The sequence below is a fragment of the Bifidobacterium asteroides genome, from assembly GCF_009683175.1.
Lineage (GTDB): Bacteria > Actinomycetota > Actinomycetes > Actinomycetales > Bifidobacteriaceae > Bombiscardovia > Bombiscardovia asteroides_H.
Map to the genome: position 1 here is coordinate 106,152 of NZ_WKKW01000005.1, position 25,811 is coordinate 131,962.

Here is a 25,811-nt window from a genome sequence, read left to right on the forward strand (position 1 = left end):
CACGGCTCCCGTAAGGACGACGGATGCTGGACATCGGCCCGGCCGTGTCCATGTGAATGGCGATAATTCACCATATGAACGCGAATGAAGACAGGGATCATCAGCAGACCCAGGAATCCGATCAGCCTCAATTCCGCTACGATGCCGCCATGGCTCAGACCATCGAGGAGCGCTGGCAGCAGCGTTGGGACAAGGAGGGCACCTTCTGGGCCGCCAACACCAAGGGTGACTTGACGGATGCCCATGGAGATCACGCTGGGGGTCGCAGCCCCTACTTCGTCATCGACATGTTCCCCTATCCTTCGGGCAAGGGTCTGCATGTGGGTCACCCCCTGGGCTACATCGCCACCGACGTGGTCAGCCGCTACCATCGGATGAAGGGGGAGAACGTCCTGCACGCCATGGGCTACGATGCCTTCGGTCTGCCTGCCGAGCAGTACGCCGTCCAGACCGGCCAGCACCCCCGGGTCACCACCGAGCAGAACATCGCCAACATGCGCTGGCAGTTGCACCGGCTGGGACTCAGCTTCGACGACCGTCGCTCCTTCGCCACCATCGATACCGACTACGTGCGCTGGACCCAGTGGATCTTCTCGCGCATCTACGAGTCCTGGTACGACCCCGACTACCGCCGTTCCGACGGGGGGACGGGCTCGGCCAGGCCCATCGGCGAACTGGTCGAGGCCTTCAAGTCCGGAAGCAGGCCCATTCCAGGCCATCCCGGCGCTTCTTGGGAGGAGCTGGACGAGGCTGAGCGCTCCGGGGTGCTCAACGACTTCCGCCTGGCCTACATCTCGCGCTCGCCGGTCAACTGGTGCCCCGGGCTGGGCACGGTCCTGGCCAACGAGGAGGTGACCGCCGAAGGACGCTCCGAGCGGGGCAACTACCCGGTCTACCAGCGTGAGCTCAAGCAGTGGTCCATGCGCATCACCGCCTACGGCCACCGGCTTCTGGAGGATCTGGACATTCTGGACTGGCCCGAAAAGGTCAAGCTCATGCAGCGCAACTGGATCGGGGAGTCGCACGGGGCTTCGGTGGACTTCACCGTGCCCAGCCCTGACGGCAATCAGACCATGGAGGTCTACACCACCCGTCCCGACACGCTTTTCGGCGCCACCTTCGCCGTGGTTTCGCCCGAGCACGACCTGCTCCAGCACCTGCCAAAAGAGTGGCCCGAGGACGTGCCCGAGCAGTGGAAGGGCGGCTATGCCAATCCCACGGAGGGTGTACAGGCCTATCGCAGGGCCGCCGAGGCCAAGACCGCCAAGGATCGCGTGGACGAGGGCGGAGCCAAGACCGGCCTGTTTACCGGGCTGTATGCGGTCAACCCCATCACCGGGGCCAAGCTGCCCATCTTCACTGCCGACTACGTGCTGATGGACTACGGCACCGGAGCCATCATGGCTGTGCCCGGTGGCGATCAGCGCGATTACGACTTCGCCGTCAAGTACGGCCTGCCCGTCGTCTACACGGTCAGCCCACTGGCTGATTCCGGGCAGACACTGGACGACTACCGGGGCAAGGCGCCTTTCGTCTCCCACGACGGCATTGTGGTCAACTCTTCGGTCCAGGCCACCCATGCCGCTGGCGACCAGCTCAGCCTGGACGGCCTGCGGGTTGACCAGGCCATCGAGAAGGTCACTGCCTGGCTGGAATCGGCCGGGGTGGGCCATGGGACGGTCTCCTACCGGCTGCGCGACTGGCTCTTCTCCCGTCAGCGTTACTGGGGCGAGCCTTTCCCGGTGGTCTATGACGACCAGGGCCTGCCCCACCTGCTGCCCGACGACCAGCTGCCGGTGGCCCTGCCGGACGTGCCCGACTACTCGCCCAAGACCTTCGACCCCGAGGATGCCCAGTCCAGCCCCGAGGCGCCGCTGAGCCGCAACCAGGACTGGGTGAACGTGACCCTGGACCTGGGCGACGGGCCCAAGGTCTACCACAGGGACACCAACACCATGCCCAACTGGGCCGGCTCCTGCTGGTACTACATGCGCTACATCGACCCCAAGGATGACCGGCACATGGTTGATCCGGAGGAATACGACTACTGGCTTGGACCGAAGCACAATGCCACGGCTGGGGAGTCGGGCGGTGTCGACCTCTACGTGGGCGGCGTGGAGCACGCGGTGCTGCACCTGCTCTATGCCCGCTTCTGGCACAAGGTCCTCTACGATCTGGGATACGTCTCGTCCAAGGAGCCCTTCCACAAGCTCTTCAACCAGGGGATGATCCAGGCTTATGCCTACACCGACCAGCGCGGCCAGTACGTGCCCGCCGCCGAGGTGGAGGAGCACGAGGAGGGCGGCAAGGTCAGCTACACCTGGCAGGGGCAGCCGGTCAACCGAGAGTTCGGCAAGATGGGCAAGAGCCTTAAGAACATCATCACTCCGGACGACATGTACCGCACCTATGGGGCCGACACCTTCCGACTCTACGAGATGAGCATGGGCCCCCTGGACGAGTCCAGACCCTGGAACACGCGCAACGTGGTGGGCGGCATGCGCTTCCTGCAGCGGCTCTGGCGCAATGTGGTGGACGAGCAGACCGGCGAGGTGGTCCTGGACGAGGGCGAACCCGACCAGAAGACCCTGAAGCTGCTCAACACCACCATCCACGATGTGACCGTGGAGATGGAGGCCATGAGGCCCAACACGGCCATCGCCAGGATGATCGTGCTCAACAACCATCTGACCGGGCTGAATCCGACGCCCAGGGCGGCTATCGAGCCCCTGGTGCTCATGCTCTCGCCCATCGCCCCCCACATCTGTGAGGAGCTCTGGAGCCGTCTGGGTCACAAGGAGTCCCTGGCGCATGCCCAGTGGCCGACCTGGGATGATCGCTATCTTGGCGAGGACACGGTCACCGCCGTCGTCCAGATCAAGGGCAAGGTCCGCGGCAAGCTGCAGGTCAGCCCCGACATCGCGCCCGACCAGCTAGAGGCCATGGCCCTGGCACTGCCTGCCGTCCAGGAGCGGCTGGGTGGCAAGGAACCGCGGAAGGTCATCGTCAAGGCGCCTAAGATCGTCTCGGTCGTGCCAGCCTGACCCTGAACTGCCCGCAGCCAGGCTGTGGACAGACGACGACCTTCGACCACATAGTCCCCCGACCTCATATCGGGGGGCTTTTCCATGTCAGGCTGGGCCTATGAGCATCAATATCACCCAGCCGCCGGCGCCGCCGCTCCAGGCTCTGGCCCTGAATCAATCGATTCGGTCGGAGCCGTCAGCTGAAGGCAAGGCCGACTCCCAGTTTCGACGGGATAGGCCCGTTTGGTCGTTTACGCCGCTTCAGGCCTTGACAGCCATCCTCATTCTGGTGGCGGCCCTTGCCTTAAGTCTGACGCTGCTGGCCCAGCAGGGACGGGCCCTGGCGACAGGAGTAACCGTTGACGGATCCGGGGCCAGGTCGTCGGCTGCTGCGAAAAACGATGTAAACAGGGCTGCCAACCGAGGCAAGCAAGCCTCAGGAAACGATCCCAGCCGTGATACTCAGGGTCAAGCGGGCAGTGAACAGGCCAAACTTCCGGTTTCAGGCTCACCCCAACCTGCCGAAGAGACTGGTAATGTCCCTGCTGCTCCGGCCTCCAGTGTCTCCTCAGCGAAGGACGATCAGGCGGGACGGGTGAATATCAACAGCGCCAGCCAGCAGGATCTGGAGAATGTCAAAGGAATCGGTCCGGTCAAGGCTGCAAAAATATTGGAACATCGGCGCGCCATCGGCGGCCGTTACACCTCGGTAGACCAGCTCCTGGATGTCCCCGGCATCGGTGCCAAGACCCTGGCCCGCTTACGCCCATATTTGGCGGCGCAATGATGGTCGGTCATGCAGCGGTTCACGATGGGGTTCACGATGCAACTGATCGGGAGAACGGCAGCCGCAACCTTCGTATGCTCCCCGCCGCTTGTCTGGCTTGGGCGGTTGCCTTGCTGGTCCCATGGTTTTTGGATCGGAGCATGGGCGGATCAGCGGCAGGATCAGCCAAGGGCGGTGACTGGACCAAGTCGATGGGGGAATCCAAAGGCGACATGGCCGGTGGGAGTACAGCCGGTGGAGGCATGGGCATGGCGGTCTGGATGACGCCGCTTGTCCTGGCGCTTCCATTAATCCTTGCAACGCTCCTGCTTGCCATCAAATTCGTCTGCTTGGTCGTAACAGAGAACCCCGATTGTAGGAGTCAGGTATTTCGTCGGCCTCATCGCTTACGCAGTCTGAATACAACTTGTGGGAGCGCAGCGAATATCAGGGACAGCTTGGTGTCCACTTGGTTTGGTCCTCAAAAGCTGCCGACGCTGGCCGTACTGGCTACCGTGGCTTTGGCTGCAGCATTGGCTGCCGCGGTCGGTCATGAGTCGGTGCGCAGCGGGCCGGCGTCCCGTCAGATCCGTCAGGGGAAGGCGATGGCTGAGGTTCGTGGCAAAGCTGTGGGACCTATGAGCGCATCCTCTCGAAGAGGCTGGGACTGTCAGGTGGAATTAAGGCTGCAATGGGTGACTGTGGCCGGGGTGCGCATGCCTTCCGATGAACGGATTGTGCTCTTCGCCCGCAGCCGGTCATGCCTGTTGCAGCAGGGTGGACAGTATCGCGCGCGAGGCCTCCTGGAACCCTCCGCTTACGGACGCCCTATGCCTTGGCTGGCCGTGGAAGGCGGCCTGAAAGAGGTCAGACCGCCAGGGCCTGGTAGACGATTAATCGCTCGTATGCAAAATGCCTTTCTCGAACAGGCCAGCAGGCTGGATGATCAGGGGCGGATCCTGGTGCCGGGGTTGACCATGGGCATCCTAGGCAACCAGGCCCTGCCCGGGTCGGGTGGGTCCCTAAGCAGACCGGCAGTGGAACCCGCCTATGCCGCCCGCCTGACCCAGGATTTCCGGGCGTCAGGCATCCTTCATCTGATGGCGGTCTCCGGCGGGCACTTCATGATCCTGGCCTCACTGTTGGTTTCGATCATGCGGTCCCTGCGCTCGCCGCCCCTGCTGATGGCCCTGGTTTTGTCTGCCGCCTATCTGGGCTTGGGCATGCTAATGGTCCCAGGGGATTCAGTCTTGCGAGCTCAGGCCATGGGGCTTCTTTCGGCGCTGGCCCTCGCTGTCTGCCGTCCTGCGCAGTCCTTGAATACCTTATCCTGGTGCGTGCTGCTGGTCCTGATCCTGCGGCCTTCCATGGCTTCAAGCTTCGGCTTCGCACTCTCCTGTGGTGCCGTGCTTGGCATAGGTCTGGGCAACCGGCGTTTGACGGCCCTCCTTGAAGACCATCTGCCGGCATTACTGGCACGTCCATTGGCCACGACCCTGTGCGCACAGGCCGGGACTCTGCCCGTGCAGGTGCTGATGAGTCCCGGACTGCCTCTGCTGGCCCCGCTGGCCAACCTGCTGGTCACTCCTGTGGTCGACGCTGCCACCGTGACCGGCCTGCTTGCATTGCTCACCTCCTGGCTCTGGCCCCCATTGGGGCTCTTGCTGGCCCGCTTGACCTCCCTGGGTACCGGGGTCATGGCTTTTGCCGCCACATGGCTGGGCGAGGCGGCTGCTCCGGCGGCCTGGCCCTCGGGGCCAGTCGGCAGCGCCTGTCTGCTTGGTCTGGGTCTCATGGTCGTGATCGATCATCGGCTGGTTCGACTCATCCGTACCCGGAGGTGGGACCGTTCATGGTCAGCCGTGGCAGACGAGGATTCAGGGGTTCCCTTTCGGCCATCGGCTTGGGGGTCAATCAAGGTCTGGCTACGGCAGACCTATGGCCTTCTGGCACAGTTGGTCTTCAAAAAGCAACCTAAGTTAATGTCCAGCGATGAAGGGAGATTTGAGTCATGACCAAAGCTCAGCAGAAGAACCCTTCCGTCCATCTGGTGGTCGGCGGTGATCCCTTCCTCAACGGGCAGCGCGTCAAGGAGCTGTGCGCTCAGGCATGTGCCGCTCATCCGGACAGCGAATACATGGAAATGAACGCGGCAGACTGCGACGCTTACGCCTTTCAGGAGGCGGTAGGACCCTCCCTGCTCAGTCAGACGGCTGTGGTTCTTCTGGATGATCTTCAGGCGGCCGATGAGGCCTTGACCCAGGCCTTGGTGGAATTCTGCCGCGAGCCGGCAGGTTCCGAATCCAGCATTGTCATCGCACGTCATGACGGGGGCAACCGGGGCCGCAGGCTTCTGGATCAGATGGAACGGGCCGGAGCAGTCATAGAGCGTATGCCGGATCTGAAGAAGTTCGATGACAAGGTTGATTTCGTTTATGGGCAATTCAAGGCCCATCAGCGTCGCATCCAGCCGCGGGCGGCCCAGCGTCTGGTGGATGTCCTGGGCGAACGCACTCCGGAATTGGCTGCCATGTGCTCTCAGCTCTGTTTCGATTTTGACCAGGACCCCATGACCTTGGATATCGTCAACCGCTATCTGACCGATAACCCGGCTGTATCGGGATTCGCCGTGGCGGACAAAGCCCTTGCTGGCAAACCGGCCCAAGCCGTCGTCGCCCTACGTTCAGCTCTGGAACAGGGCAACGAACCGGTATCCCTTATCGGAGTACTGGCCCTGAAGCTGCGAACGCTGGGCAAGGAGGCGGCCATCGAATCTGGATCCATCACGACAGCCGAGGCCAAGGCCGCCTACTGGCAGTTGCGGGAGGCGAAGCGACAGCTGCATGGATGGACATCCTCCGGCCTGGCGGCCTGCATCGAGGCCTTGGCCCAGGCTGATGAGGTCAGCAAGACCAGCAGCGGCGATGCCCGCTATGCTCTGGAACGGGCAGTGGAGCTGATCGCCGCCAAGGGAAGGACATTGGCATGAGTCTGCAGTACAGTGCCGGGCAACAGGATGGATTCGAACTGGCCGTGCCAACGGGCGAGGACATGCAGCGTCTGGGCAGAAACCTGGCTTCATGTTTGCAAGGCGGGGATGTGATCCTCCTGTCCGGACCTCTGGGGGCGGGCAAAACCACACTGGCCCAGGGGCTGGGCAGCGGACTTGGAGTGGACGGTCCTGTGGTCTCGCCCACGTTCACCATCGCAAGAGAGCTGCATGGCCATCTGTCCGACGGCTCGCCGGTCACCCTGACCCACGTGGATGCCTATCGGTTGGGCGGACAGGACTATCTGCCTGGCGAGGATGCAGTGGATCGGCTCCTGGACGAGCTGGAGTCCCTTGGTCTGGACGAGGAGTTGGAAGATCCGGGCCAAAGCACCATCATCCTGATGGAATGGGGGGAGCAGATGGCTTCGGCGCTGGCCGATCAACGACTGGAAGTGAGCATTGCCCGACCCGTGGATCCTAGGGTAGATCCTGACGCGCCACCCAGCTCCCAGGGTCAGCGTATGGTACGTCTGCGTGGAGTGGGTCCTTCATGGGCCACCAGACTGGAGCAGCTGAGAAAGGCGATGACGGCATGAGCGGGAGCGATACGCCCCTTTTGGTGATCGATACCTCATATGGCTCGACTGTGGGGCTGCCCGGGCGGGAGCCTTGCATCGAGACCGACTCGCGCTCGCATGTGGAACGCCTCCAGGTCAATATCGCCAAGGTCATGGACCAGTCTGGGCTGTCTGCAGACGATCTGAGGACCATCGTGGTGGGACTGGGTCCTGCACCCTTCACCGGTCTGCGGGCAGGCATCGTAACCGCCAAAGCCCTGGCCTTTGCCACCGGTGCCCGTCTGCTGGGGCAGGACATCCTGGAACCACAGGCCCGCTATGCCTACAGCCGGTTCAGTCAGCAGGAACAAGACCATACCCGGTTGCTGGTTCTGGCTGTCAATGATGCTCGACGTCGACAGCTCTATTACCGTCTCTTTGATGACTTTGGAGACGTGGAAGCCCCGGCCCGGCCGCTGACCGAAATGGGCATCGACTATCCAGCTGCTATCTGTGAGAGAATCACGGCCGTTGCAAAGGAGAGTGGGTCTGTGGATCAGAGCCCTGTCACTCTGGTCATTAGTGGCCACGGAGCCGGTCGCTACGCTGACCAGTGGGAGCGTCTGGATAAGCATCCGGATATACGGGTGATACTGGACGAAGGATCCTTCCTGGAGGATCGGACCCAGGGGACAGCTCTGATGGCGGCTTGTGCATGCAGACGTGCCCAGCAGGGGCTGATCGACCCGGTGGAGCCGCTTTACCTTCGTCGGCCGGACGTCTCGGTGCCCAACCCGCTCAAACACGTGGCTGTCCAGTCATGATTCGCAGGGCGGCCTTGGGGGACCTGGACCAGCTTGTCAATCTGGAGAAGTGCGTCTTCGGCGACCAGGCCTGGAACAGGCAGGAGATGCGGTTTGAGTTGTCTGCGCCCTCGCGCACCTACCTGGTATGGGAGGACCAGGGTGCCATCCTGGGTTACGGAGGTTATTGGTCGGGCGAAAGGGAGGCCGAGCTGATGACCATTGGGGTGCTACCGGAAGCACGGCATCGCGGTATTGCAGGGTCTCTGTTGGCCAAGCTGATTGCTTCGGCCGATCGTATGGGGTTGCAGCGAATGAATCTGAAGGTGCGCGCAGACAACCCCGTGGCCATCAATCTCTACAAGGACTTTGGCTTCTCAAAGACGGGTCTATCTAAGGGCTACTATCAGCCTGAAGGCATGGATGCCTGGGCTATGACCAGACCTTTAAGCTCGGTCGGGCCGGGTCCGGTGGGATCTGTCAGCAGCAGGCTTTCGGAAGGACAGGAAAGGATCATCGACCATGAGTGAGCCTCTGGTGCTTGGCATCGAATCCACCTGCGACGAGACTGCAGCCGCCCTGGTTCAGGGTAACCGGCTGCTGTCCAACGTGGTGGCATCTTCCATGAACGAGCACGCCCGTTATGGGGGCGTCATCCCTGAGATCGCCTCGCGGGCACACGCTGAGTCCTTTGTGCCGGTCGTCTCCAAGGCCTTGAAGGATGCGGACATGGACCTGTCCCAAGTGGATGCCATAGCGGTCTCGGCCGGACCAGGACTGGCCGGATGCCTGGCCGTAGGTGTTTCCGGTGCCAAGGCGCTGGCCTGGGCGGCGAAAAAGCCTCTGTATGGCATCAACCATGTCATCGGCCACATAGCGGTCACCCAGCTCCAATTCGGTCCCTTCCCTCAGAATGCCCTGGCCCTGATCGTCTCCGGCGGCCACACCTCGCTGCTGCATGTGGATGACCTGGCTCGATCGGTCCAGGTTGTGGGCACCACCCTGGACGACGCGGCGGGGGAGTGCTTCGACAAGATAGCACGTCTGCTCGGTTTCCCCTATCCCGGCGGCCCCCACATCGATCGCCACGCCCGTCTGGGCGACCCTCATGCCATCGCTGTGCCTCAGGGGCTGACCAAGGGTCGGGCCGGAGCCGAGCATCCCTATGACTTCAGCTTCTCCGGGGTCAAGACCGCAGTGGCTCGGTGGGTCGAACGCAGACAGCAGGCCGGGCTCGACATTCCCGTGGATGATGTCTGCGCCTCCCTGGCGGATTCCGTGGCCACCGTCCTATCCCGCAAGGCCATGGCTGCCTGCCACATGTTCGACACGGATACCCTGATTGTCGGCGGTGGGTTTTCAGCCAACTCACAGCTGCGCGGCAAGCTTCAGGAATTCGGTGACCAGGAGGGCATCAAGGTCCGCATTCCGAAGATCAACCTGTGCACGGACAACGGCGCCATGGTGGCCATGCTGGGCGTCAATCTGGTCCAGGCCGGTCTGGCACCCTCTGCTCCTGACTTTTCCATCGATTCGGCCATGCCCATGGACAGGATCCTCATGTAATCGACACGCCAAGTTGTCCGATACGAAGGTTCAGACTATAGTATGGTAATTGTGTTCAGCGAGAGTTGAACGGGACATTCCCGCATAGCTCAGTTGGCAGAGCGTTCGACTGTTAATCGAAATGTCGCTGGTTCAAGCCCAGCTGCGGGAGCTCTCAACCGCCGGTCCTCCGGCGGTTTTTCTTATCCGTCAGATGTCTTTATATTGTGCAATCTGTCAAGTAAATGTCCCTTGTCCCGGTCTCGAATACTCCTGGTTGTTGAAAATATGAGTATCGGGATGCTCAACCGATTGAATTGATGAGAAGCTTTCTGACCCAAGGACTGATGCTGTCGGCCTATTTTAAATACTCTCACCTTTCTGGGGAGACGAAATGATAATGCAGCCTGTCGTTCGGCACTAGGACAGGCGTTTTTGTGACTGCACGGGGCGACAGACGGGTGGCTCGCCGAATTCACAACGTTGTACTATTCAGATGTTCCATAGTTTCAACATGGACGAGAATCATGGACGATACAGTCAGAACGAAGGAGTCGGACAGTGACGCAAGGGCAGCAGAATCACAGGGGCAGGGCACAGTTCAGGGTAGATAAGGAGCAGGAGTCCACGCCCATTGACGATCGCCTCTTCGGATCCTTCGTGGAGCACCTGGGCAGGGGAATCTACTCGGGCATCTATGAGCCGGGTCATCCGACAGCAGACGAACAGGGCTTTCGCCGGGACGTCATGGATCTGGTCAAGGAACTGGGCGTGACCACCATCCGATATCCGGGCGGCAACTTCGTCTCGGGTTATCGTTGGGAGGATGGCGTGGGACCGCGCGAAAGCCGTCCCCGTCGTCTCGACCTGGCCTGGCACTCCGGCGAAAGCAACGAGTTCGGCCTGCACGAGATGCGCGACTGGCTGGACAAGCTGGGCGGCAACGAGCTCATGGAGGCCGTCAACCTGGGCACCAGGGGCATGCAGGAGGCCCTGGATCTGCTCGAATACTGCAATGTGCCATCGGGCACCGAGCTGTCGGAACGGCGTCGCGCCAACGGCCATGATCGCCCCTTCAACATCAGGATGTGGTGCCTGGGCAACGAGATGGACGGCGACTGGCAGATCGGCCACAAGAGTGCAGAGGAATACGCCGATCTGGCTAACCGGACAGCTGTGGCCATGCGGATGATCGACCCGGACTTGGACCTGGTTGTCTGCGGATCCTCCTCGCACACCATGCCCACTTTCGGCCTCTGGGAGCGCACGGTCCTGGAACGCTGCTTCGAAAATGTGAACTTCCTCTCATGCCATGCCTATTACGCGCCCAAGGATGGAGACATGGCCAGCTTTTTGGCTTCCGGCGTGGACATGGACAGTTTCATCACCGACGTAAAGGCCATCATCGCCGCCTCGCGTGCCCGGCTGGGCAGTGATCATCAGGTTTTCATCTCCTTCGACGAGTGGAATGTCTGGTACCAGGATGCTGAGGCCAGCAGATCGCCCGAAGGCATCGGCAATTGGCCCGTAGGCGCGCCGCTCCTGGAGGATGTCTATTCGGCGGCGGATGCCGTGGTGGTGGGCGACCTGCTGATCACCCTGCTCAGGCATGCCGACGTCGTTCATGCGGCCAGCCTGGCCCAGCTGGTCAACGTCATTGCCCCCATCATGACCAAGCCCGGCGGCCCGGCCTGGAGGCAGACCATTTTCTACCCATTCGCCCTGACCGCCCGTTATGCGCGGGGCGCCAGCGTGCTCAAGAGCCTGCAGAGCGGCCACACCTATGAGACATCCCGCTATGGCCAGGTGCCCATGACAGATTCAGTGGCCGTCAGAGGTGCCGATGGCTCCCTCAGCGTTTTTGTAGTCAACCGCAGCCTTGACCGTTCTGTTGATTTCAGTATCGCCCTGCCCGAACAGGATCGAGATCGGCAGGCCACGGTCAGCACCCTGCACGAGGACGACCCCTCGGCGCGCAACACGCTTGAAGACCAGGAGCGGGTCGTCATGCATGACCGGAGAGATTTCAGGATGGATGGGGACGCCTTGACTCTTCAACTGCCTCCCATCTCTTGGACGGTCATCCATCTGGCTTGAACAGGCCGCTAAAGGCGTCCAGGCCGGGAACCTTCCGAGGATCCTCGATTACGGTGCCTTTAAGGTCTGTGTTGATGTGGACGATTACATATTCGACCACATCCCTCCTTCCGGTTCACACGGCTGTGGCATCCAATCCATCATGATGGTGGGCGCCCAATCGGGCATCCACGATGACGGATTGAAGGTGCGACTATGGCCTGTGCGCGTGACCATAAGAACAAGGGCATCAGGCGGGTTACCGGCCGGATGCCCATCATGCCTTCCGGCTGTCGGCCCCCATGGTTTCCCCGGACCCTGCTGGTGTTGACGCTGGCACTGGTCCTGTCGGCTGCGGGGCCTACGGCAACCGTCACGGCTCAGCCTGCGCCGATCCTGCCTTCGGTCACGGCTCCGGCGCAGAAGGGTCGAGTTGCCTCATCGACCAGAGCCTGTCGCCGGGGCTGGCTGTGGCCCCTTGAACCCCTGACTGGCGATAAGGCCGCCCCGCAGGTTACGCGTCCCTTTGATCCCCCGGATCGTCCATGGCTGAGCGGTCATCGCGGGATGGATTTGGCGGCGGAGCCAGGCAGCAATATCCGTGCCCCTGCAGACGGTGTCATCGCCTTTGCAGGTTCCGTAGCGGGCAAGGACGTGGTCTCCATACGTCACGGCAACCTGGTCTCCACCTATGAGCCTGCACAGAGCTCCTTGCCGACAGGAACCCGACTGCAGGCCGGTGCAGTCTGGGGAAGGTTGCAGGGAGCCTCCGACCACTGCGCCCAGGAGTGCCTTCACTGGGGCCTGAAAGACGATCAAGGCAATTATCTGGATCCTGGCGTCAGGGTCGGATGGCATCGTATTCGTCTCAAGCCACTGTAGGAATGTGAGGTTTGCTTGCAGGACTCGCGCGTTTGCAGACCGGGTATATCGCCAGCCCGGCAGAACGGTTAGAATCGTTATGCATAACGCCGTTTCAGCAGGGAGTGGTCATGCAGAACATGCAGCAAGAATTCACGCGTCCGCTTGAGAAGCCGATAGATGCTGATGCCAGCGTCTTCTCCCTGCTTGAAGACAGGGTGGAGCGCCTGGGCGACGATCCCTTGATCGAATACCGGAGCGGACGTGAGTGGAACACCATCACGGCCCGTGAGTTCCGGGATCGCGTTGTCGCGCTGGCCAAGGGGCTTATGGCCCGGGGTATAGGCCGGGGGGACTCGGTAGCCATCGTGTCGCACACCCGATGGGAGTGGACTGCCCTGGACATGGCCATCCTATCCATTGGAGCGGTGACGGTTCCGGTCTACGAGACGGACTCGCCCGATCAGATCCGGCGCATCTTCAACGACTCCCATGTGGGCATGGCCTTTTTGGAGGATGACGACATGAGGGCCCGGGTGGACGCGGTTCGTTCCCAGTGCGCCTATCTGAACGACCTGTATGTGATCACCAGGGGTGCGCTGACCACCATGACCGCCTACGGACGGGCGGTGGACCAGGCGGACTTCCAAGCCCGGGCCGACTCGGTGCAAGGCTCCGACCTGGCCACTATCGTCTACACTTCAGGTTCCACGGGCAAGCCCAAGGGCATTGAACTCAGCCACAGCAACATCGTCTTCACCGTGCGATCGGGAGCTCAGGCAGTCCCTGACATATGCCTGGGTGACGGCAGACGGCTTCTGCTCTGCCTGCCCCTGGCCCACGCCTTCGCCCGCTGCCTGCAGTTCTTCGCCATCGCTACTGACCTAACCTTGGGGCTTACCGGATCCATCCGCAATCTGCTGCAGGACATGCAGACCTTCAAACCCACTTTCATCCTGGCTGTGCCCCGAATCTTCGAGAAGATCTACAACGCCGCCTCCCAGCGAGCAGGCACAGGCACCCGGGGCAGAATTTTCCTTGATGCCGCAGGAGTGGCCAGGCAGTGGTCCCGCCATCAACAGAACGGCACCCGCGTCCCCATGTCGCTGAAGACCAAGCACCTCATGTACACGGGAACCGTCTACGATCCCATCCTGGAGGCCCTGGGCGGCCGGGTCAAGTATGCCATTTCGGGCGGCGCCCCCCTGGACAGGGACATTGCGGACTTCTTCAATGGCATAGGCCTGCCCCTGCTGGAGGGCTACGGTATGACTGAGACCATGGGTCCTGTGACAGTCAACCCAACCGAAGGCTATCGGCTGGGCACCATCGGTCTGCCCATGCCCGGCATCACTGTGGGCATCGACCAGGAGGGCCAGCTCTGTGTCAAGGGCCCGGATGTCTGCATGGGCTACCACAACCATCCCGAAATCACCACCAGGCAGATTCGCGACGGCTGGCTGCTGACCGGCGATCTGGGCAGTCTGGACGATGACGGGTTCGTTCGGCTGACTGGCCGGCGCAAGGAGATCATCATCACTGCAGGAGGCAAGAACATTTCGCCGGCGCTGTTGGAGACGGCTGTTGAACGCTCGCCCATCATCAGCCACTGCATGGTCATCGGGGACCGCAGACCATTCATCTCGGCCCTGATAACACTCAATCCCGATGAGGTTGCCCGCTGGCTGCGGGACCAGGGCGCTGAGCCCTTGAAAGATGCCGCTGCGGCCGGGGAGAACCCCATCATCCGCACCGAGGTCGATCGTGCCGTGGACGCGGCCAACGCTCAGGTATCCCGGGCCGAGGGTATCCGCCGCTATCTGATTCTGGACCAGGACTTTACTCGTGAAAACGGATTGCTGACCGCATCATACAAGCCCCGCCGTCAGGAGGTTCTCAAGCGGTATGAGGACAGGATTGAGCAGGAGATTTATGCTCAAAGACCTGCGTCGGCTGGCTTGATGTAGCCTGTATCGATCAGCGCCGCCTTGAGGTTGGAGGCCGAAACCGCGACCAGGGGTCTTGACAGGCGACGCACCTGTTTGCCGTCCTGGTTGACGGTCTGGATCGTCTCCATTGCTGGCACCTTGCCCTGGCTGTTGAGGCCGACGCAGACCTTGGCAATATCAGCCGCAAGCCCCTGCCTGTCCTCAAGTCCGGTCATCCACTGCTGTCCGTCCACGATTTGAGGAATGTTGTCGACGTAGGCGCCGTATCCGCTGATGATGGGCCAGGCAGTGTGGTCGTCCGAGGGCATTGATTCCTGGGTTTTACCCGTAGTCTGCGAAGAATCCGCTTGCGACCCCGTCGAATTCTGGGGTGTAGGGCTTTGGGCGGGTTTGGGCACGCGCTGTCGGTGCAGATCCTGGCGGCCGGCCATGGATCCCACGATACCTGATATGGAGATCTCCGGGTTGACGTCCGCTGACGAACCCCGGTATCCCAGATCCCCGAGCTCAGAAACCACTCCGGAAACGATGAAGTCGTTCATGGCCAGAATGCCATCCACTTCGGTGTGGGTCTTGGCGCCGGTGTTCATGGCCAGGCGGGTCGCCAGCTCTTTGCCTGTAGCCGAAGCATCCTTGCCTGGATCGAAGGCGACCGCCTGCCAGTCCTTTTCGGTGCTATCTGCATTCAAACGTCCCGATGGACTGACAACCCGCCCGTCCTTGAAATAAGGACCCAGCACCTGCCAGATTCCAGCGAAGGCCTGGGCGGGGAAAGAACTCTGCTCATCCTGCTCCTCTTGCTGGTCCTGCTCAGCCTGGCCGGATTCAGCATCCTTGTCCGCAGAGGTTGCATCAGAGGAGGATGTCTCGGCTGTGCGGTTCGGCAGCAGAATCTCGATGCGGCAGGGGTTGTTCCTGCTGACCTTGTCCAGTTCCAGCTTGCTGGCCAGCTTGTCCGCCTGCATCTGACCGATGGCCCGAGCATCGGACAGCTGTACGAACAAATCCGGCTCAATGCCCGGAACCTGATTGGCCAGCACCACCACATGCATACCCGCGCCCGCGGCCAGACGCAGAGATGAGACCAGACGTGCGCGCGACTTGTCCTTGGCATCGGCAACCAGTGACTTGCTGATGTAGTCGCCGTACTGGCGGGTAATGGAGTCTGGCGAGGTCATGGGTGCCACCACTAGTGTGGTCGGCTCTGAGGCCTTTCCGGCCTTGCGCTCCGAAAGACGGCTGACCACGTAATCCTGCAGTTCCTTGCTTTGGTCCTCCAGATTCCCGCTGGTATAGGTATCGATGCGCTTGTCGGAAAGATTTTCCTTGGTCAGTGCCGTCTTGAGCTCTGGAACCAGGGCGGCCCACTTGTTGATGGGCGTGTGCTGGGAGAGGGTGATGCCGTCGGAGGGAGTGAAAATGGCCACCCGACCCGGTGCTTCGGCAGCTGCCGTTGAGGTCGCCGGGCTCTGCGGGGCGCTCGGTGATTGTTTCCCTCCGCCCATTGCCGGACCGCAAGCACCAGTCGATGCCACCATGACCAGGCATGCCAGCAGGGCCAGCAAGCCGGACAAATGCCGTGCAAAGCCGGTCTTCTTCACATTCGCTCCTTCGTTCCGACAGAGCCCGGCTCTGGCCGGGTCCCGAGCAACCATTCTATGGGTTCTCGGGCAGGAGCGTATGGGGTCTCCTTGCTTTTGCGCACAAGCTTCTCGCCAGGGAGCAGACGGTCAAGGCTGGACTCAGCAGATTTCCGCCTGTTTCAACCGCATGTAATGGCTGGGAGATGATGCTCTGTCTGATCTGTCAGTCCGCCCTGTGTTCTGTGGCCTCTGTCGCAGTTGAAGCCATACGCTCGGCAAGGGCCTGGTCCAGGGCATCCATGAACCCCTCGGTGTCCAGCCATGGCTGATCAGGACCGACCAGGTTGGCCAGATCCTTGGTCATGCGGCCGGAGCGGACGGTCTCGATGACTACGGACTCCAGGGTTTGTGCGAACTGGGCTACCCTGGGTGTGTCATCCAGCCGTGCTCGCTGCTTGAGTCCGCCCGTCCAGGCGAAAATGGAGGCTATCGGGTTGGTGGAAGTAGTCTCACCCTTGAGCCAGCGCCGGTAATGCCTGGTCACGGTCCCATGGGCGGCTTCGGCCTCTACGGTCTGCCCGTCGGCCGTCATCAGCATGGAGGTCATGAGGCCAAGGGACCCGAACCCTTGGGCTATTGCATCGGACTGGACATCGCCGTCATAGTTCTTGCAGGCCCAGACATAGCCGCCCTGCCATTTGAGCGAGGAGGCCACCATGTCGTCGATCAGCCGATGCTGGTAGGTCAGTCCCTCTTGTTCGAACCGATTCCGGTACTCCTGCTCGTAGACCTGGGCGAAAATGTCCTTGAAACGGCCGTCGTAGGCCTTGAGGATGGTGTTCTTGGTACTCAGGTAGACCGGATAGTGCCTCTGCAGGGCATAGTTGAAGCAGGAGCGCGCGAAGTCGCGGATGGAGTCGTCAAGGTTGAACTGCACCTGGGCCACGCCCGGACCCGGGTAGACGGTCACTTCCCGGGTCACCGGGTCGCTCCCGTCCTCGGGTGTGAAAGTGACGCTCAGCTTCCCTGGCCCAGGCACGGTGAAATCAGTGGCCTGGTATTGGTCGCCAAAGGCATGGCGGGCCACCACTATGGGCTTGGACCATCCGGGGACCAGCCTGGGGATGTTGTCGATGACGATGGGCTCGCGGAAGATGGTTCCGCCAAGAATATTGCGGATGGTGCCGTTGGGCGACTTCCACATACGCTTGAGTCCGAATTCCTTCACCCGGGCCTCGTCAGGTGTAATGGTGGCGCACTTGACGCCCACATGCTCGCGCTGGATGGCCTGGGCCGCCTGCACGGTGACCTTGTCGTCGGTGGCGTCCCTGTTGCGGATGCCCAGGTCGTAATAGTCCAGGTCCACATCCAGATAGGGCAGAATCAGCCGCTCCTTGATCATTTTCCAGATGATCCGGGTCATCTCGTCACCGTCGAGCTCGACGATGCGTCCCTTCACGGCGATCTTCTCCATGGCGGCCTCCTAACAGTGGGCGGGTCGGGGGCCGTATCCTGCTCCCGGTGCCGCAGTTGCGCTCGCGAACAGTTCTATCCCAAGTTTGTTACTCTCTGTTCCCCTGCTCGTAACCCGTTCGTAGCACGCTGGAGCGTCATCATGAGGCGCTAGGCTGGCAGACATGACACAGGAAATCGAAATCGGTCTCGGCAAGAAGGCCACGATGGCCTACACGCTCGATGATGTCTCCATACTCCCATCACGAAGGACAAGGGATCCCCAGGATGTCTCCACGGCCTGGCAGGTGGATGCCTACGAGTTCGACCTACCCCTGCTGGCAGCGCCCATGGATTCGGTCACCAGCCCGGAGACGGCCATAGCCCTGGGACGGATGGGCGGACTGGGTGTGCTGGACCTGGAGGGACTGTGGACCCGTTATGAGGATCCGCGTCCGCAGCTGGACCGTATAGCCCACGCCTCTCCGGAGCAGGCGACCGGGGTCATTCAGGAAGCCTACCGGGAGCCGGTCAAGGCGGAGCTGATCACCCGCCGTCTGCAGGAGATTCGCAAGGCCGGGGTCACGGTGGCCGGTGCCTTGTCGCCCCAGCGTACCCAGGAGTTCTACACCACAGTGGTCGACGCAGGCGTGGATCTCTTCGTGATCCGCGGCACGGCGGTCTCGGCCGAGCATGTCTCCACCAGCCATGAGCCCTTGGATTTGAAGAAGTTCATCTACGACTTGGATGTTCCGGTCATCGTCGGCGGGGCCGCCACCTACCAGGCCGCCCTGCATCTGATGCGCACGGGTGCCGCCGGGGTGCTGGTCGGGTTCGGCGGGGGAGCATCCTCAACTGACTCTGCCACCATCGGAATTCAGGCACCTATGGCCACGGCCATCTCGGATGTGGCCGAAGCGCGTCGCGACTACCTGGACGAGTCCGGTGGCCGCTATGTTCAGGTCATAGCCGACGGGGAGACCGGCACCTCTGGGTCCTTCGTCAAGGCCTTGGCCATGGGGGCCGACGCGGTCATGCTGGGCACGCCCCTGGCCAAGGCCACGGAGGCTCCCGGCCAGGGCATGCACTGGGGGGCCGAGGCCCATCATCCTGAGCTGCCTAGGGGTCGCAGGGTCCAGGTCGGCCAGGTGGGGAGCCTGGAGCGCATACTCTTCGGACCCAGCGATCGCACCGATGGCAGCCTGAACCTGATCGGAGCACTGCGCCGGGCCATGGCCTCCACCGGTTACGTGGATGTCAAGAACTTCCAGAAGTGCCGCGTAGCAGTGACTCCGGCTTCCCGCTGCTAAGCAGGACAGGGCATTCAAAGCCTATTTATCCACAATCCGTATCAAGGCCGGTTCAGGTTGACCACATTCCTGAACCGGCCTTTACAATGCCTGAGCGCATTCATACTCTGGACGTAATCGCTGTCGTTGCGTCGGTCGCCCAGTGCACCTCGCCGGCATGAGAGGGGGAACAAGCACATAGAAGTGCGAGGAGAGAAGTATGACGGAGTATATGGATCTGGCGCCGACCTGGGATGGGGATCAGGCAATTGAGGATTCGCTGGGACAGGAGTTTGGCGGCTGGTGGCCGTCTACCTGTGCTCAGGTGCCGCTGGGACTTGGTGACATCAATCTGACAGTGCGAACCGTCAACTTCGTCCGGCCGACAGATGCTGCCGGGCATGAGGGTCTTACGGCGGATCTGAAGCGCATTCTCGTCAACCTGTGTGCGCTGGCATCCAAGGTCTTCGATGTGCTGCGGGGCCGTCTGCCGATGAAGAGCCTGGACCGTGTGCTCAACCGCGTCTGCATGGAACGGTTGGCTATGCTGGCCCAGCTGATGCGTGATCGGCATCTGGGCATGGTCCCCACGTCGGATCATGTCGGCCTGGCCTACCTGCCACTCATTCCTAAACTGGTCGAGCTCTACCGCGTTGACCGCGACCGGTACGAAACCACCATCGGATTCCTGGTCGGCGAGCGCACGGTGCTGACTAACCTGATCGTTGCAAGAAGCGGCTCGCGCTGGCTATGTGTGCGCTTCGACATGGGCTAGGCGGCGGCTTTGGCGGGTTGACCCATATGATGGTGGGTATGTTGCGTGAATATACGGTCGAGCTTCAACACCCGACGACGGACAAGGACACCATCTATTCACTCCTGGCAAAACGCACCGCCCGCGACCCTGAGGAGCTGGTTGCCCAGTGGCAGGATCCCATGACCAGAAACTGGCACGATGTCAAAGCCGGGCAGATGTCCGCACGGGTTCGCGCCGTGGCCAAGGGCATGATGGCTCTGGGCGTGGAAAAGGGCAGTACCGTGGTCATCTACGCCTCCACCAGCTATGACTGGGGGGTTACGGATTTCGCCTGCGCCGCCATAGGTGCGGTCTCGGTGCCCATCTATGAGACCGACTCGCCCAGCCAGGCCCAGAAGATCGTTCAGGACGTGGACTGTGTACTGGCCTTCGCCGGCGACTCGGAGCATGCGCAGATTCTGGAGCAGGTCCGGGGATCCTCGCCCAAACTCAAGTACGTCTTCAACTTCGAAGCCGGGGGTCTGAACGCGGTCAGCGAATTCGGCCAGGGGATCGACGACGAGCGTCTGGACCAGGCCATCGCCCAGGTAAAGGCCGACGATCTGGCCACCATCGTCTACACCTCGGGCTCAACCGGTGAGCCCAAGGGCGCCATGCTCTCCAACCGGAACTTCGTCCACATCGTCTTCGTGGGCTGGGACGTGCTCTACCACATGCTGGCAGCCCCCTCCCGTCTGATGCTTTTCCTGCCCCTGGCACACTGCTTCGCCCGCTACATCCAGTACGTGGCCATCGGCGCCCAGGGCGTGGTCGGATACGTCTCCAATGCCAAGCACCTGCTGACCGACCTGCGCACCTTCCGTCCCACCTATCTGTTGGGCGTGCCCCGTGTCTTCGAGAAGGTCTACAACGCCGCCTCGCAGAAGGCCGGCACAGGTCTGGCCGGCAAGGTCTTTGCCAAGGCCACCAAGCACTTTATCAAGTGGTCCAAGGATGAGCAGGAGGGGCGCGGCCACTCGCCGCTGACCCGCCTGGCCCACGCCTTCTATACCAAGACCGTCGGCAACACGATCGAGTCCGCCCTGGGTTCCAACCTGAGCTACCTGGCCTGCGGCGGCGCGCCTATGAACGCCGACCTGGCCCATTTCTTCAACGGAATCGATGGGATCACCTTCATCCAGGGTTACGGGATGACCGAGACGGCTGCCCCCTGTATCGTCAACTTCGAGGATGCCAACGAGGTGGGGTCGGTCGGCCGCCCCGGCTCGGGCATCACGGTCAGGCTGAGCGACGACGACGAGCTTCTGGTCAAGGGCCCCAGCGTCTTCATGGGCTACTACCACCAGCCCGAGCTGGATTCCACTGTGCTCGACAAGGACGGCTGGCTGCACACCGGCGATCTGGCCCAGATAGACGACCAGGGCTTCGTCTTCATCACGGGCCGCAAGAAGGACGTCATCATCACCGCCGGCGGTAAGAACGTCAGCCCGGCTCCCTTGGAGGATGTCATCAGCACCTGCCCGATAGTCTCCCAGGCCGTGGTCGTAGGCGACGGTAGGCCCTTCGTAGGCGCCCTGGTCACCCTGGATGCCGGTATGCTCAAGTCCTGGCTGACCTCCCAGGGTCTGGACGCTGACATGAGCCTGGAGCAGGCCAGCCACAACGATGCCATCCATGCCTTCATCCAGCAGTATGTGGACAAGGCCAACTGCAACGTCTCGCGGGCCGAGTCGGTGCGCAAGTTCCTGGTGCTGGACAAGGACTTCAGCCAGGAGGACGGTACCCTGACCCCCAGCCTGAAGGTGGTGCGCCCCGAGGTGCTCCGCCAGTACGCCGAACTTGTGGACAAGGTCCTCTACGCGCCCAGGACGCCGGCCAAGCCCGCCGCCAAGGAGAACGACATCGTCAGCAGGGCACGGACCACCATGAGCGATTCCCTGGCCAGCATGACCGGACGCAAGCGTGATGACCGCCAAGAGGAGGAAGCAGCCCCAGAGGACGAGAAGGACGGCCGCGACGGCCGGGACGACAAGGAGTAGGCAGTGGCGATTCGTACAATCAGAGTGGTTCCCGATCCGGTTTTGCGCACACCTTGCGATCCTGTGACCAGCATCACCCCGGCTGTGCGCAGTCTGGTGCGTGACCTGGTGGACACTGTCGACGATCCGGGCAGGGCAGGCCTGTCGGCCAACCAGATCGGTGTGGGCCTGCGCGTCTTCTCGTATAACATCGGCGGCAAGGTGGGCTACATCATCAATCCGGTCATCGACAAGACCTCCGGCGAGCAGTATGGCGAAGAGGGATGCCTGTCCCTGCCCAACCTCTGGTATCCGACCAGGCGGGCCGACTACGCCCGAGCCCACGGCATCGATCTGGACGGCAAGACGGTGACCCTCGAAGGCCATGGCATCATGGGGCGGATGATCCAGCACGAGTGCGATCATCTGGACGGCCATGTCTACGTGGATCGGCTGGAGAGCGACGTCCGCCGCAAGGCCATGCAGCAGTTGAGATCAGCCAGGTAGGCAGAGGGCGAACACAATACCCGAGGTCATTGGCCTCGGGTATTATTGTACTTCGGCGTGTCATTGCGCAGGTCCGCTGTCACGGGTGGGCAGGCGCACCAAGAGTATTCCCGAACACACGCCGCGAATTCGCGCCATGTCCGCGACGTCCTGTGTCGGTCGGCTCCCCGGAGTTGCACGCAGGTGCACATGGCCAGGCAATAACCGACAATGAAAGGTACGGACATGGCACAGATCACCATGAGCGAAATGCTGAAGGCCGGCGTCCACTTCGGACACCAGACCCGTCGTTGGAACCCCAAGATGAAGCAGTACATCCTGATGGAGCGCAACGGCATCCACATCATCAACCTCTTCAAGTCGCTCGGTCTGATCGACCAGGCCTATGACTTCATCAAGCAGACCGTGGCCCACAACGGCACCGTGCTCTTCGTGGGGACCAAGAAGCAGGCCCAGGAGGCCATCAAGGCCCAGGCCACCCGGGTGAACATGCCCTACGTCTCCGAGCGCTGGCTGGGCGGCATGCTGACCAACTTCCAGACCGTGACCAAGCGGGTCGGCCGCTTGAAGGAGCTGGAGGAGATGGACTTTGACGATGTGCACGGCTCGGGGCTGACCAAGAAGGAGCTCCTGCTACTGCGGCGCGAGAAGGACAAGCTGGAGCGCCAGCTGGGCGGCATCCGCAACATGAGCCGCACCCCTTCGGCCCTGTTCGTGGTCGATATCAACAAGGAGGCCCTGGCGGTCTCCGAGGCCAACAAGCTGGGCATCCCGGTCGTGGCCCTGGTGGACACCAACACGGATCCCGAGCTCGTCACCTACCCCATTCCCGCCAACGACGATGCCATTCGCGGCGTTGAGCTGCTGACCCGGCTCATGGCCGATGCCGTGGCCGACGGTCTGCTGGAGCGCTCCGGCAAGGCCGCCAAGACCGAGGAGGCCTCCGACCAGCCCATGGCCGAGTGGGAGAAGAACCTGCTGGAGAACAAGGACGGACAGCCACAGGAGCAGGCCCAGGAGACCGCTCAGGCTCCCCAAGCCGAGCAGCCTGAGCAACCGCAGCAGGAGACCCCCGCTGCCAATCAGGCCGCCTGAAATCTGGCGTCTAGATAGGAGAGTTTCATGGCAAAAATCACCGCTGCACTGATCAAGGAGCTGCGTGATCAGACCGGCGCCGGCATGATGGACGTCAAGAAGGCCCTGACCGAGGCCGAGGGCGACATGGCCCGCGCCAAGGAGATCATCCGCGCCACCGGCATCCAGGCCGCAGGTGCCCGTGAGGGCCGCAAGGCTCAGGAGGGCCTGATCGCCTCCACCGTCGTCGAGGGTGGACAGGGCCAGATCGGCTATGCCGTCGAGCTCAACTCCGAGACCGACTTCGTGGCCAAGACCCCTCAGTTCGTCGAGTTCGGCCAGGAGGTCATCGACGACGTGGCCAAGGCTGATGCCTCCAACGCCGAGCAGGTCGATGCCGCTCCGTCCAAGTCGGGCACCGTCAAGGAGACTGTGGAGGAGGCCGGCGCGCTCTTCCATGAGCACGTCAAGGTCGGCCAGGTGGCCCGGGTCGAAGGTCCCCGTGTGGAGATCTACGCCCACCGCAAGTCCGTGGAGATGCCCCCCTCCATCGTGGCCATGATCGCCACTGATGAGGCCGGCGCCCAGGTGGCCCATGAGGTGGCCTTGCAGATCTCCGCCATGAGCCCCAAGTGGCTCAGCCGTGAGGATGTGCCCGCCGACGTGGTGGAGTCCGAGCGTCGTGTGGCCACCGAGAAGTCCCAGGCCGAAGGCAAGCCCGAGAAGATCATTCCCAAGATCGTCGAGGGGCGTCTGAACGCCTTCTTCAAGGAGACCGTCCTGCTGGAGCAGCAGTATGTCAAGGACACCTCCAAGACCATTGGCGACCTCTTCAAGCAGGCTGGCGGCAAGGCTCTGGCCTTCGCCCGTCTCGAGGTCGGCAAGGGCGACGAGGAGTAGTCGGTAGTCCGGCAATGTCGTGGGTCGTCTCGCCCGAGCCTGTCTGAGGGATGGGCAGACGGCCGGCACTGATGGCAGGGGAGTGGCCTTCGTGGTCGCTCCCCTTCGTTTGTCCTGGTCAATTCCCAGGGCCTGCTCAGGTAGGGGTTGTCGCCCAGCCCCGATACCCTATTAGCGGCGTATTCCGCCCGTCATCATGTCTGGAGAAAGGGCTTTTATGACCGGATCCGATTCAGCGCAAAACCCAGCAACGCCTCGTCGTGTGCTGCTCAAGCTCTCCGGAGAGGCCTTCGGGGGAGGCGAGGTCGGCATCGACGTGCAGGTGGTCAAGCGGGTGGCCAAGGAGATCGTCCAGGCGGTGCAGGGCGGCGTGCAGGTGGCCATCGTGGTGGGCGGCGGCAACTTCTTCCGCGGAGCCGAGCTCAGCCAGGCCGGAATCGAACGCTCGCGCGGCGACTACATGGGCATGCTGGGCACGGTCATGAACTGCCTGGCCCTGCAGGACTTCCTGGAGCAGGATGGTCAGGCCACCAGGGTGCAGACAGCCATCACCATGGGCCAGGTGGCCGAGCCCTACATTCCGCTCAAGGCCATCCGTCACTTGGAGAAGGGGCGCGTGGTCATCTTCGGCGCAGGATCAGGCATGCCTTACTTCTCTACTGACACGGTCTCCATCCAGCGGGCCTTGGAGATCCATTGTGTCGAGGTCCTGATGGGCAAGAACGGTGTGGACGGCGTCTACACGGCTGATCCGCACAAGCAGGCTTCTGCGCGCATGTTCACCAATCTGAGCTACCAGAGGGCCCTGGTGGACAATCTGGCCGTCATGGATGCGGCAGCGCTGTCCATGGCCCGGGACAACGACATGCCCATCCGAGTCTTCGGACTGGAGGGTGAAGGCAACGTGACCGGCGCGCTCGAGGGCCAGCGTCTGGGCACCCTGGTCCACGGCGGCCCTGATCGCACCCTGTGACCGGTCGCGTGCAGACCCCACGCCGCTTGGCCCCCGTGGCCCTATGGCCGTAGAGTATAAGAATGAAGGACCTCGCGCGCACAGGCGGATGGTCCATACAGCAAGGAGCAGATCATGACCACAGTGGTGGACCAGGCCGGCAGGCAGATGGACAAGAGCATCGAGGCGACCAAGGAGAACTTCTCGGGGATCAGGACCGGGCGCGCCAACCCCTCCTTCCTCAACGACATCATGGTGGAGTACTACGGCACTCCCACGCCCATCAAGTCACTGGCATCCATCGGCGTCCCGGAGCCTCGTACCCTGGCCGTCACCCCCCTCGACCCCTCCCAGGCGGGTGCGGTCGAGAAGGCCATCCGCGACTCCGACCTGGGCGTCAACCCCAGCCGTGACGGCAACGTCATCAGGGTCACGATGCCCGAGCTGACCGAGGAGCGCCGCCGGGACTACGTCAAGCTGGCCAAGAACAAGGCCGAGGAGGGCAAGGTGGCCGTCCGCAACATCCGGCGCAAGGTCAAGGAAGAGCTGGAGGCCAAGGTCAAGGACGGCGACCTGGGCGAGGACGAGGGCAACCGGCTGCAGAAGGAGCTGGAGACCGTCACCAAGCAGAAGAACGACACGATCGACCAGCTCCTGGATGCCAAGGAGAAGGAGATCCTCGAGGTCTGATCCGCCTGGGGAGG

At 62.1% G+C, this 25,811-nt stretch carries 21 protein-coding genes and 1 tRNA gene; 20 read left to right on the forward strand and 2 right to left on the reverse strand.

The features are described from left to right. The first annotated feature begins 74 nt into the window (after nt 1–74). From leuS to GKC41_RS07575, 12 genes are all read left to right on the forward strand, one after another. The gene (leuS, locus tag GKC41_RS07520) at nt 75–3,044 is read left to right on the forward strand and encodes a leucine--tRNA ligase (RefSeq protein ID WP_154313640.1); all 2,970 of its coding nucleotides are present in this window, start codon (nt 75–77) and stop codon (nt 3,042–3,044) included. Between the two features lie 100 nt (nt 3,045–3,144). Continuing rightward, entirely contained in the window at nt 3,145–3,813 is a 669-nt protein-coding gene (locus GKC41_RS07525) for a ComEA family DNA-binding protein (protein ID WP_154313641.1), read from the forward strand. 440 nt (nt 3,814–4,253) lie between these two features. Further along, the gene (locus tag GKC41_RS08875) at nt 4,254–5,807 is read left to right on the forward strand and encodes a ComEC/Rec2 family competence protein (protein WP_195760201.1); all 1,554 of its coding nucleotides are present in this window, start codon (nt 4,254–4,256) and stop codon (nt 5,805–5,807) included. Then, on the forward strand, nt 5,804–6,781 hold the full coding sequence (gene holA, locus GKC41_RS07535) for a DNA polymerase III subunit delta (protein ID WP_154313643.1): 978 nt from the start codon (nt 5,804–5,806) through the stop codon (nt 6,779–6,781). Before GKC41_RS08875 ends, holA begins: the two co-directional genes overlap by 4 nt. Then, on the forward strand, nt 6,778–7,380 hold the full coding sequence (gene tsaE, locus GKC41_RS07540; protein ID WP_154313644.1) for a tRNA (adenosine(37)-N6)-threonylcarbamoyltransferase complex ATPase subunit type 1 TsaE: 603 nt from the start codon (nt 6,778–6,780) through the stop codon (nt 7,378–7,380). The genes holA and tsaE overlap by 4 nt, the downstream gene beginning before the upstream one ends. Further along, the gene (tsaB, locus tag GKC41_RS07545) at nt 7,377–8,165 is read left to right on the forward strand and encodes a tRNA (adenosine(37)-N6)-threonylcarbamoyltransferase complex dimerization subunit type 1 TsaB (RefSeq protein WP_154313645.1); all 789 of its coding nucleotides are present in this window, start codon (nt 7,377–7,379) and stop codon (nt 8,163–8,165) included. Before tsaE ends, tsaB begins: the two co-directional genes overlap by 4 nt. Beyond that, complete coding sequence (gene rimI / locus GKC41_RS07550) at nt 8,162–8,674, forward strand: ribosomal protein S18-alanine N-acetyltransferase (protein ID WP_154313646.1); 513 nt, start codon at nt 8,162–8,164, stop codon at nt 8,672–8,674. Before tsaB ends, rimI begins: the two co-directional genes overlap by 4 nt. Further along, the gene (gene tsaD / locus GKC41_RS07555; protein WP_154313647.1) at nt 8,667–9,710 is read left to right on the forward strand and encodes a tRNA (adenosine(37)-N6)-threonylcarbamoyltransferase complex transferase subunit TsaD; all 1,044 of its coding nucleotides are present in this window, start codon (nt 8,667–8,669) and stop codon (nt 9,708–9,710) included. Before rimI ends, tsaD begins: the two co-directional genes overlap by 8 nt. Before the next feature lie 78 nt (nt 9,711–9,788). Then, nucleotides 9,789–9,861: transfer RNA gene (locus tag GKC41_RS07560), tRNA-Asn, on the forward strand. Between the two features lie 389 nt (nt 9,862–10,250). After that, a complete protein-coding gene (locus tag GKC41_RS07565; protein WP_324612101.1) occupies nt 10,251–11,786 on the forward strand; it encodes an alpha-N-arabinofuranosidase in 1,536 nt (511 codons plus the stop codon). A 195-nt stretch (nt 11,787–11,981) separates the two neighbouring features. Further along, the gene (locus GKC41_RS07570; protein ID WP_154313648.1) at nt 11,982–12,647 is read left to right on the forward strand and encodes a M23 family metallopeptidase; all 666 of its coding nucleotides are present in this window, start codon (nt 11,982–11,984) and stop codon (nt 12,645–12,647) included. Between the two features lie 119 nt (nt 12,648–12,766). Further along, on the forward strand, nt 12,767–14,593 hold the full coding sequence (locus GKC41_RS07575; RefSeq protein WP_195760209.1) for an AMP-dependent synthetase/ligase: 1,827 nt from the start codon (nt 12,767–12,769) through the stop codon (nt 14,591–14,593). Here the strand turns inward: GKC41_RS07575 and GKC41_RS07580 are convergent. Continuing rightward, the gene (locus GKC41_RS07580) at nt 14,563–16,176 is read right to left on the reverse strand and encodes a hypothetical protein (protein ID WP_324612103.1); all 1,614 of its coding nucleotides are present in this window, start codon (nt 16,174–16,176) and stop codon (nt 14,563–14,565) included. The genes GKC41_RS07575 and GKC41_RS07580 overlap by 31 nt on opposite strands. A gap of 205 nt (nt 16,177–16,381) precedes the next feature. After that, entirely contained in the window at nt 16,382–17,632 is a 1,251-nt protein-coding gene (locus tag GKC41_RS07585) for an NADP-dependent isocitrate dehydrogenase (protein ID WP_154313650.1), read from the reverse strand. 163 nt (nt 17,633–17,795) lie between these two features. On the opposite strand from GKC41_RS07585, the gene GKC41_RS07590 reads away from it, so the two are divergent. The 8 genes from GKC41_RS07590 to frr all read left to right on the forward strand — a co-directional run bounded on the left by GKC41_RS07590 (nt 17,796) and on the right by frr (nt 25,797). Continuing rightward, complete coding sequence (locus GKC41_RS07590; RefSeq protein WP_154313651.1) at nt 17,796–18,920, forward strand: GuaB3 family IMP dehydrogenase-related protein; 1,125 nt, start codon at nt 17,796–17,798, stop codon at nt 18,918–18,920. A gap of 199 nt (nt 18,921–19,119) precedes the next feature. Continuing rightward, a complete protein-coding gene (locus GKC41_RS07595) occupies nt 19,120–19,674 on the forward strand; it encodes a hypothetical protein (RefSeq protein ID WP_154313652.1) in 555 nt (184 codons plus the stop codon). A 38-nt stretch (nt 19,675–19,712) separates the two neighbouring features. Continuing rightward, nucleotides 19,713–21,695 (forward strand): AMP-dependent synthetase/ligase, encoded by a 1,983-nt coding sequence (locus tag GKC41_RS07600; RefSeq protein WP_154313653.1) that lies wholly within the window; start codon nt 19,713–19,715, stop codon nt 21,693–21,695. Nucleotides 21,696–21,698: 3 nt separating this feature from the next. Next, nucleotides 21,699–22,181, forward strand: a complete 483-nt coding sequence (locus GKC41_RS07605) for a peptide deformylase (RefSeq protein WP_015021747.1) — start codon at nt 21,699–21,701, stop codon at nt 22,179–22,181. A 225-nt stretch (nt 22,182–22,406) separates the two neighbouring features. Beyond that, complete coding sequence (gene rpsB, locus GKC41_RS07610; RefSeq protein WP_154313654.1) at nt 22,407–23,276, forward strand: 30S ribosomal protein S2; 870 nt, start codon at nt 22,407–22,409, stop codon at nt 23,274–23,276. Nucleotides 23,277–23,303: 27 nt separating this feature from the next. Beyond that, nucleotides 23,304–24,155, forward strand: coding sequence for a translation elongation factor Ts (gene tsf / locus GKC41_RS07615; RefSeq protein WP_015021749.1), 852 nt, complete (start codon nt 23,304–23,306; stop codon nt 24,153–24,155). Nucleotides 24,156–24,372: 217 nt separating this feature from the next. Further along, complete coding sequence (gene pyrH, locus GKC41_RS07620) at nt 24,373–25,128, forward strand: UMP kinase (RefSeq protein ID WP_154313655.1); 756 nt, start codon at nt 24,373–24,375, stop codon at nt 25,126–25,128. 114 nt (nt 25,129–25,242) lie between these two features. Next, entirely contained in the window at nt 25,243–25,797 is a 555-nt protein-coding gene (gene frr / locus GKC41_RS07625) for a ribosome recycling factor (protein WP_154313656.1), read from the forward strand. Nucleotides 25,798–25,811 lie beyond the last annotated feature (14 nt).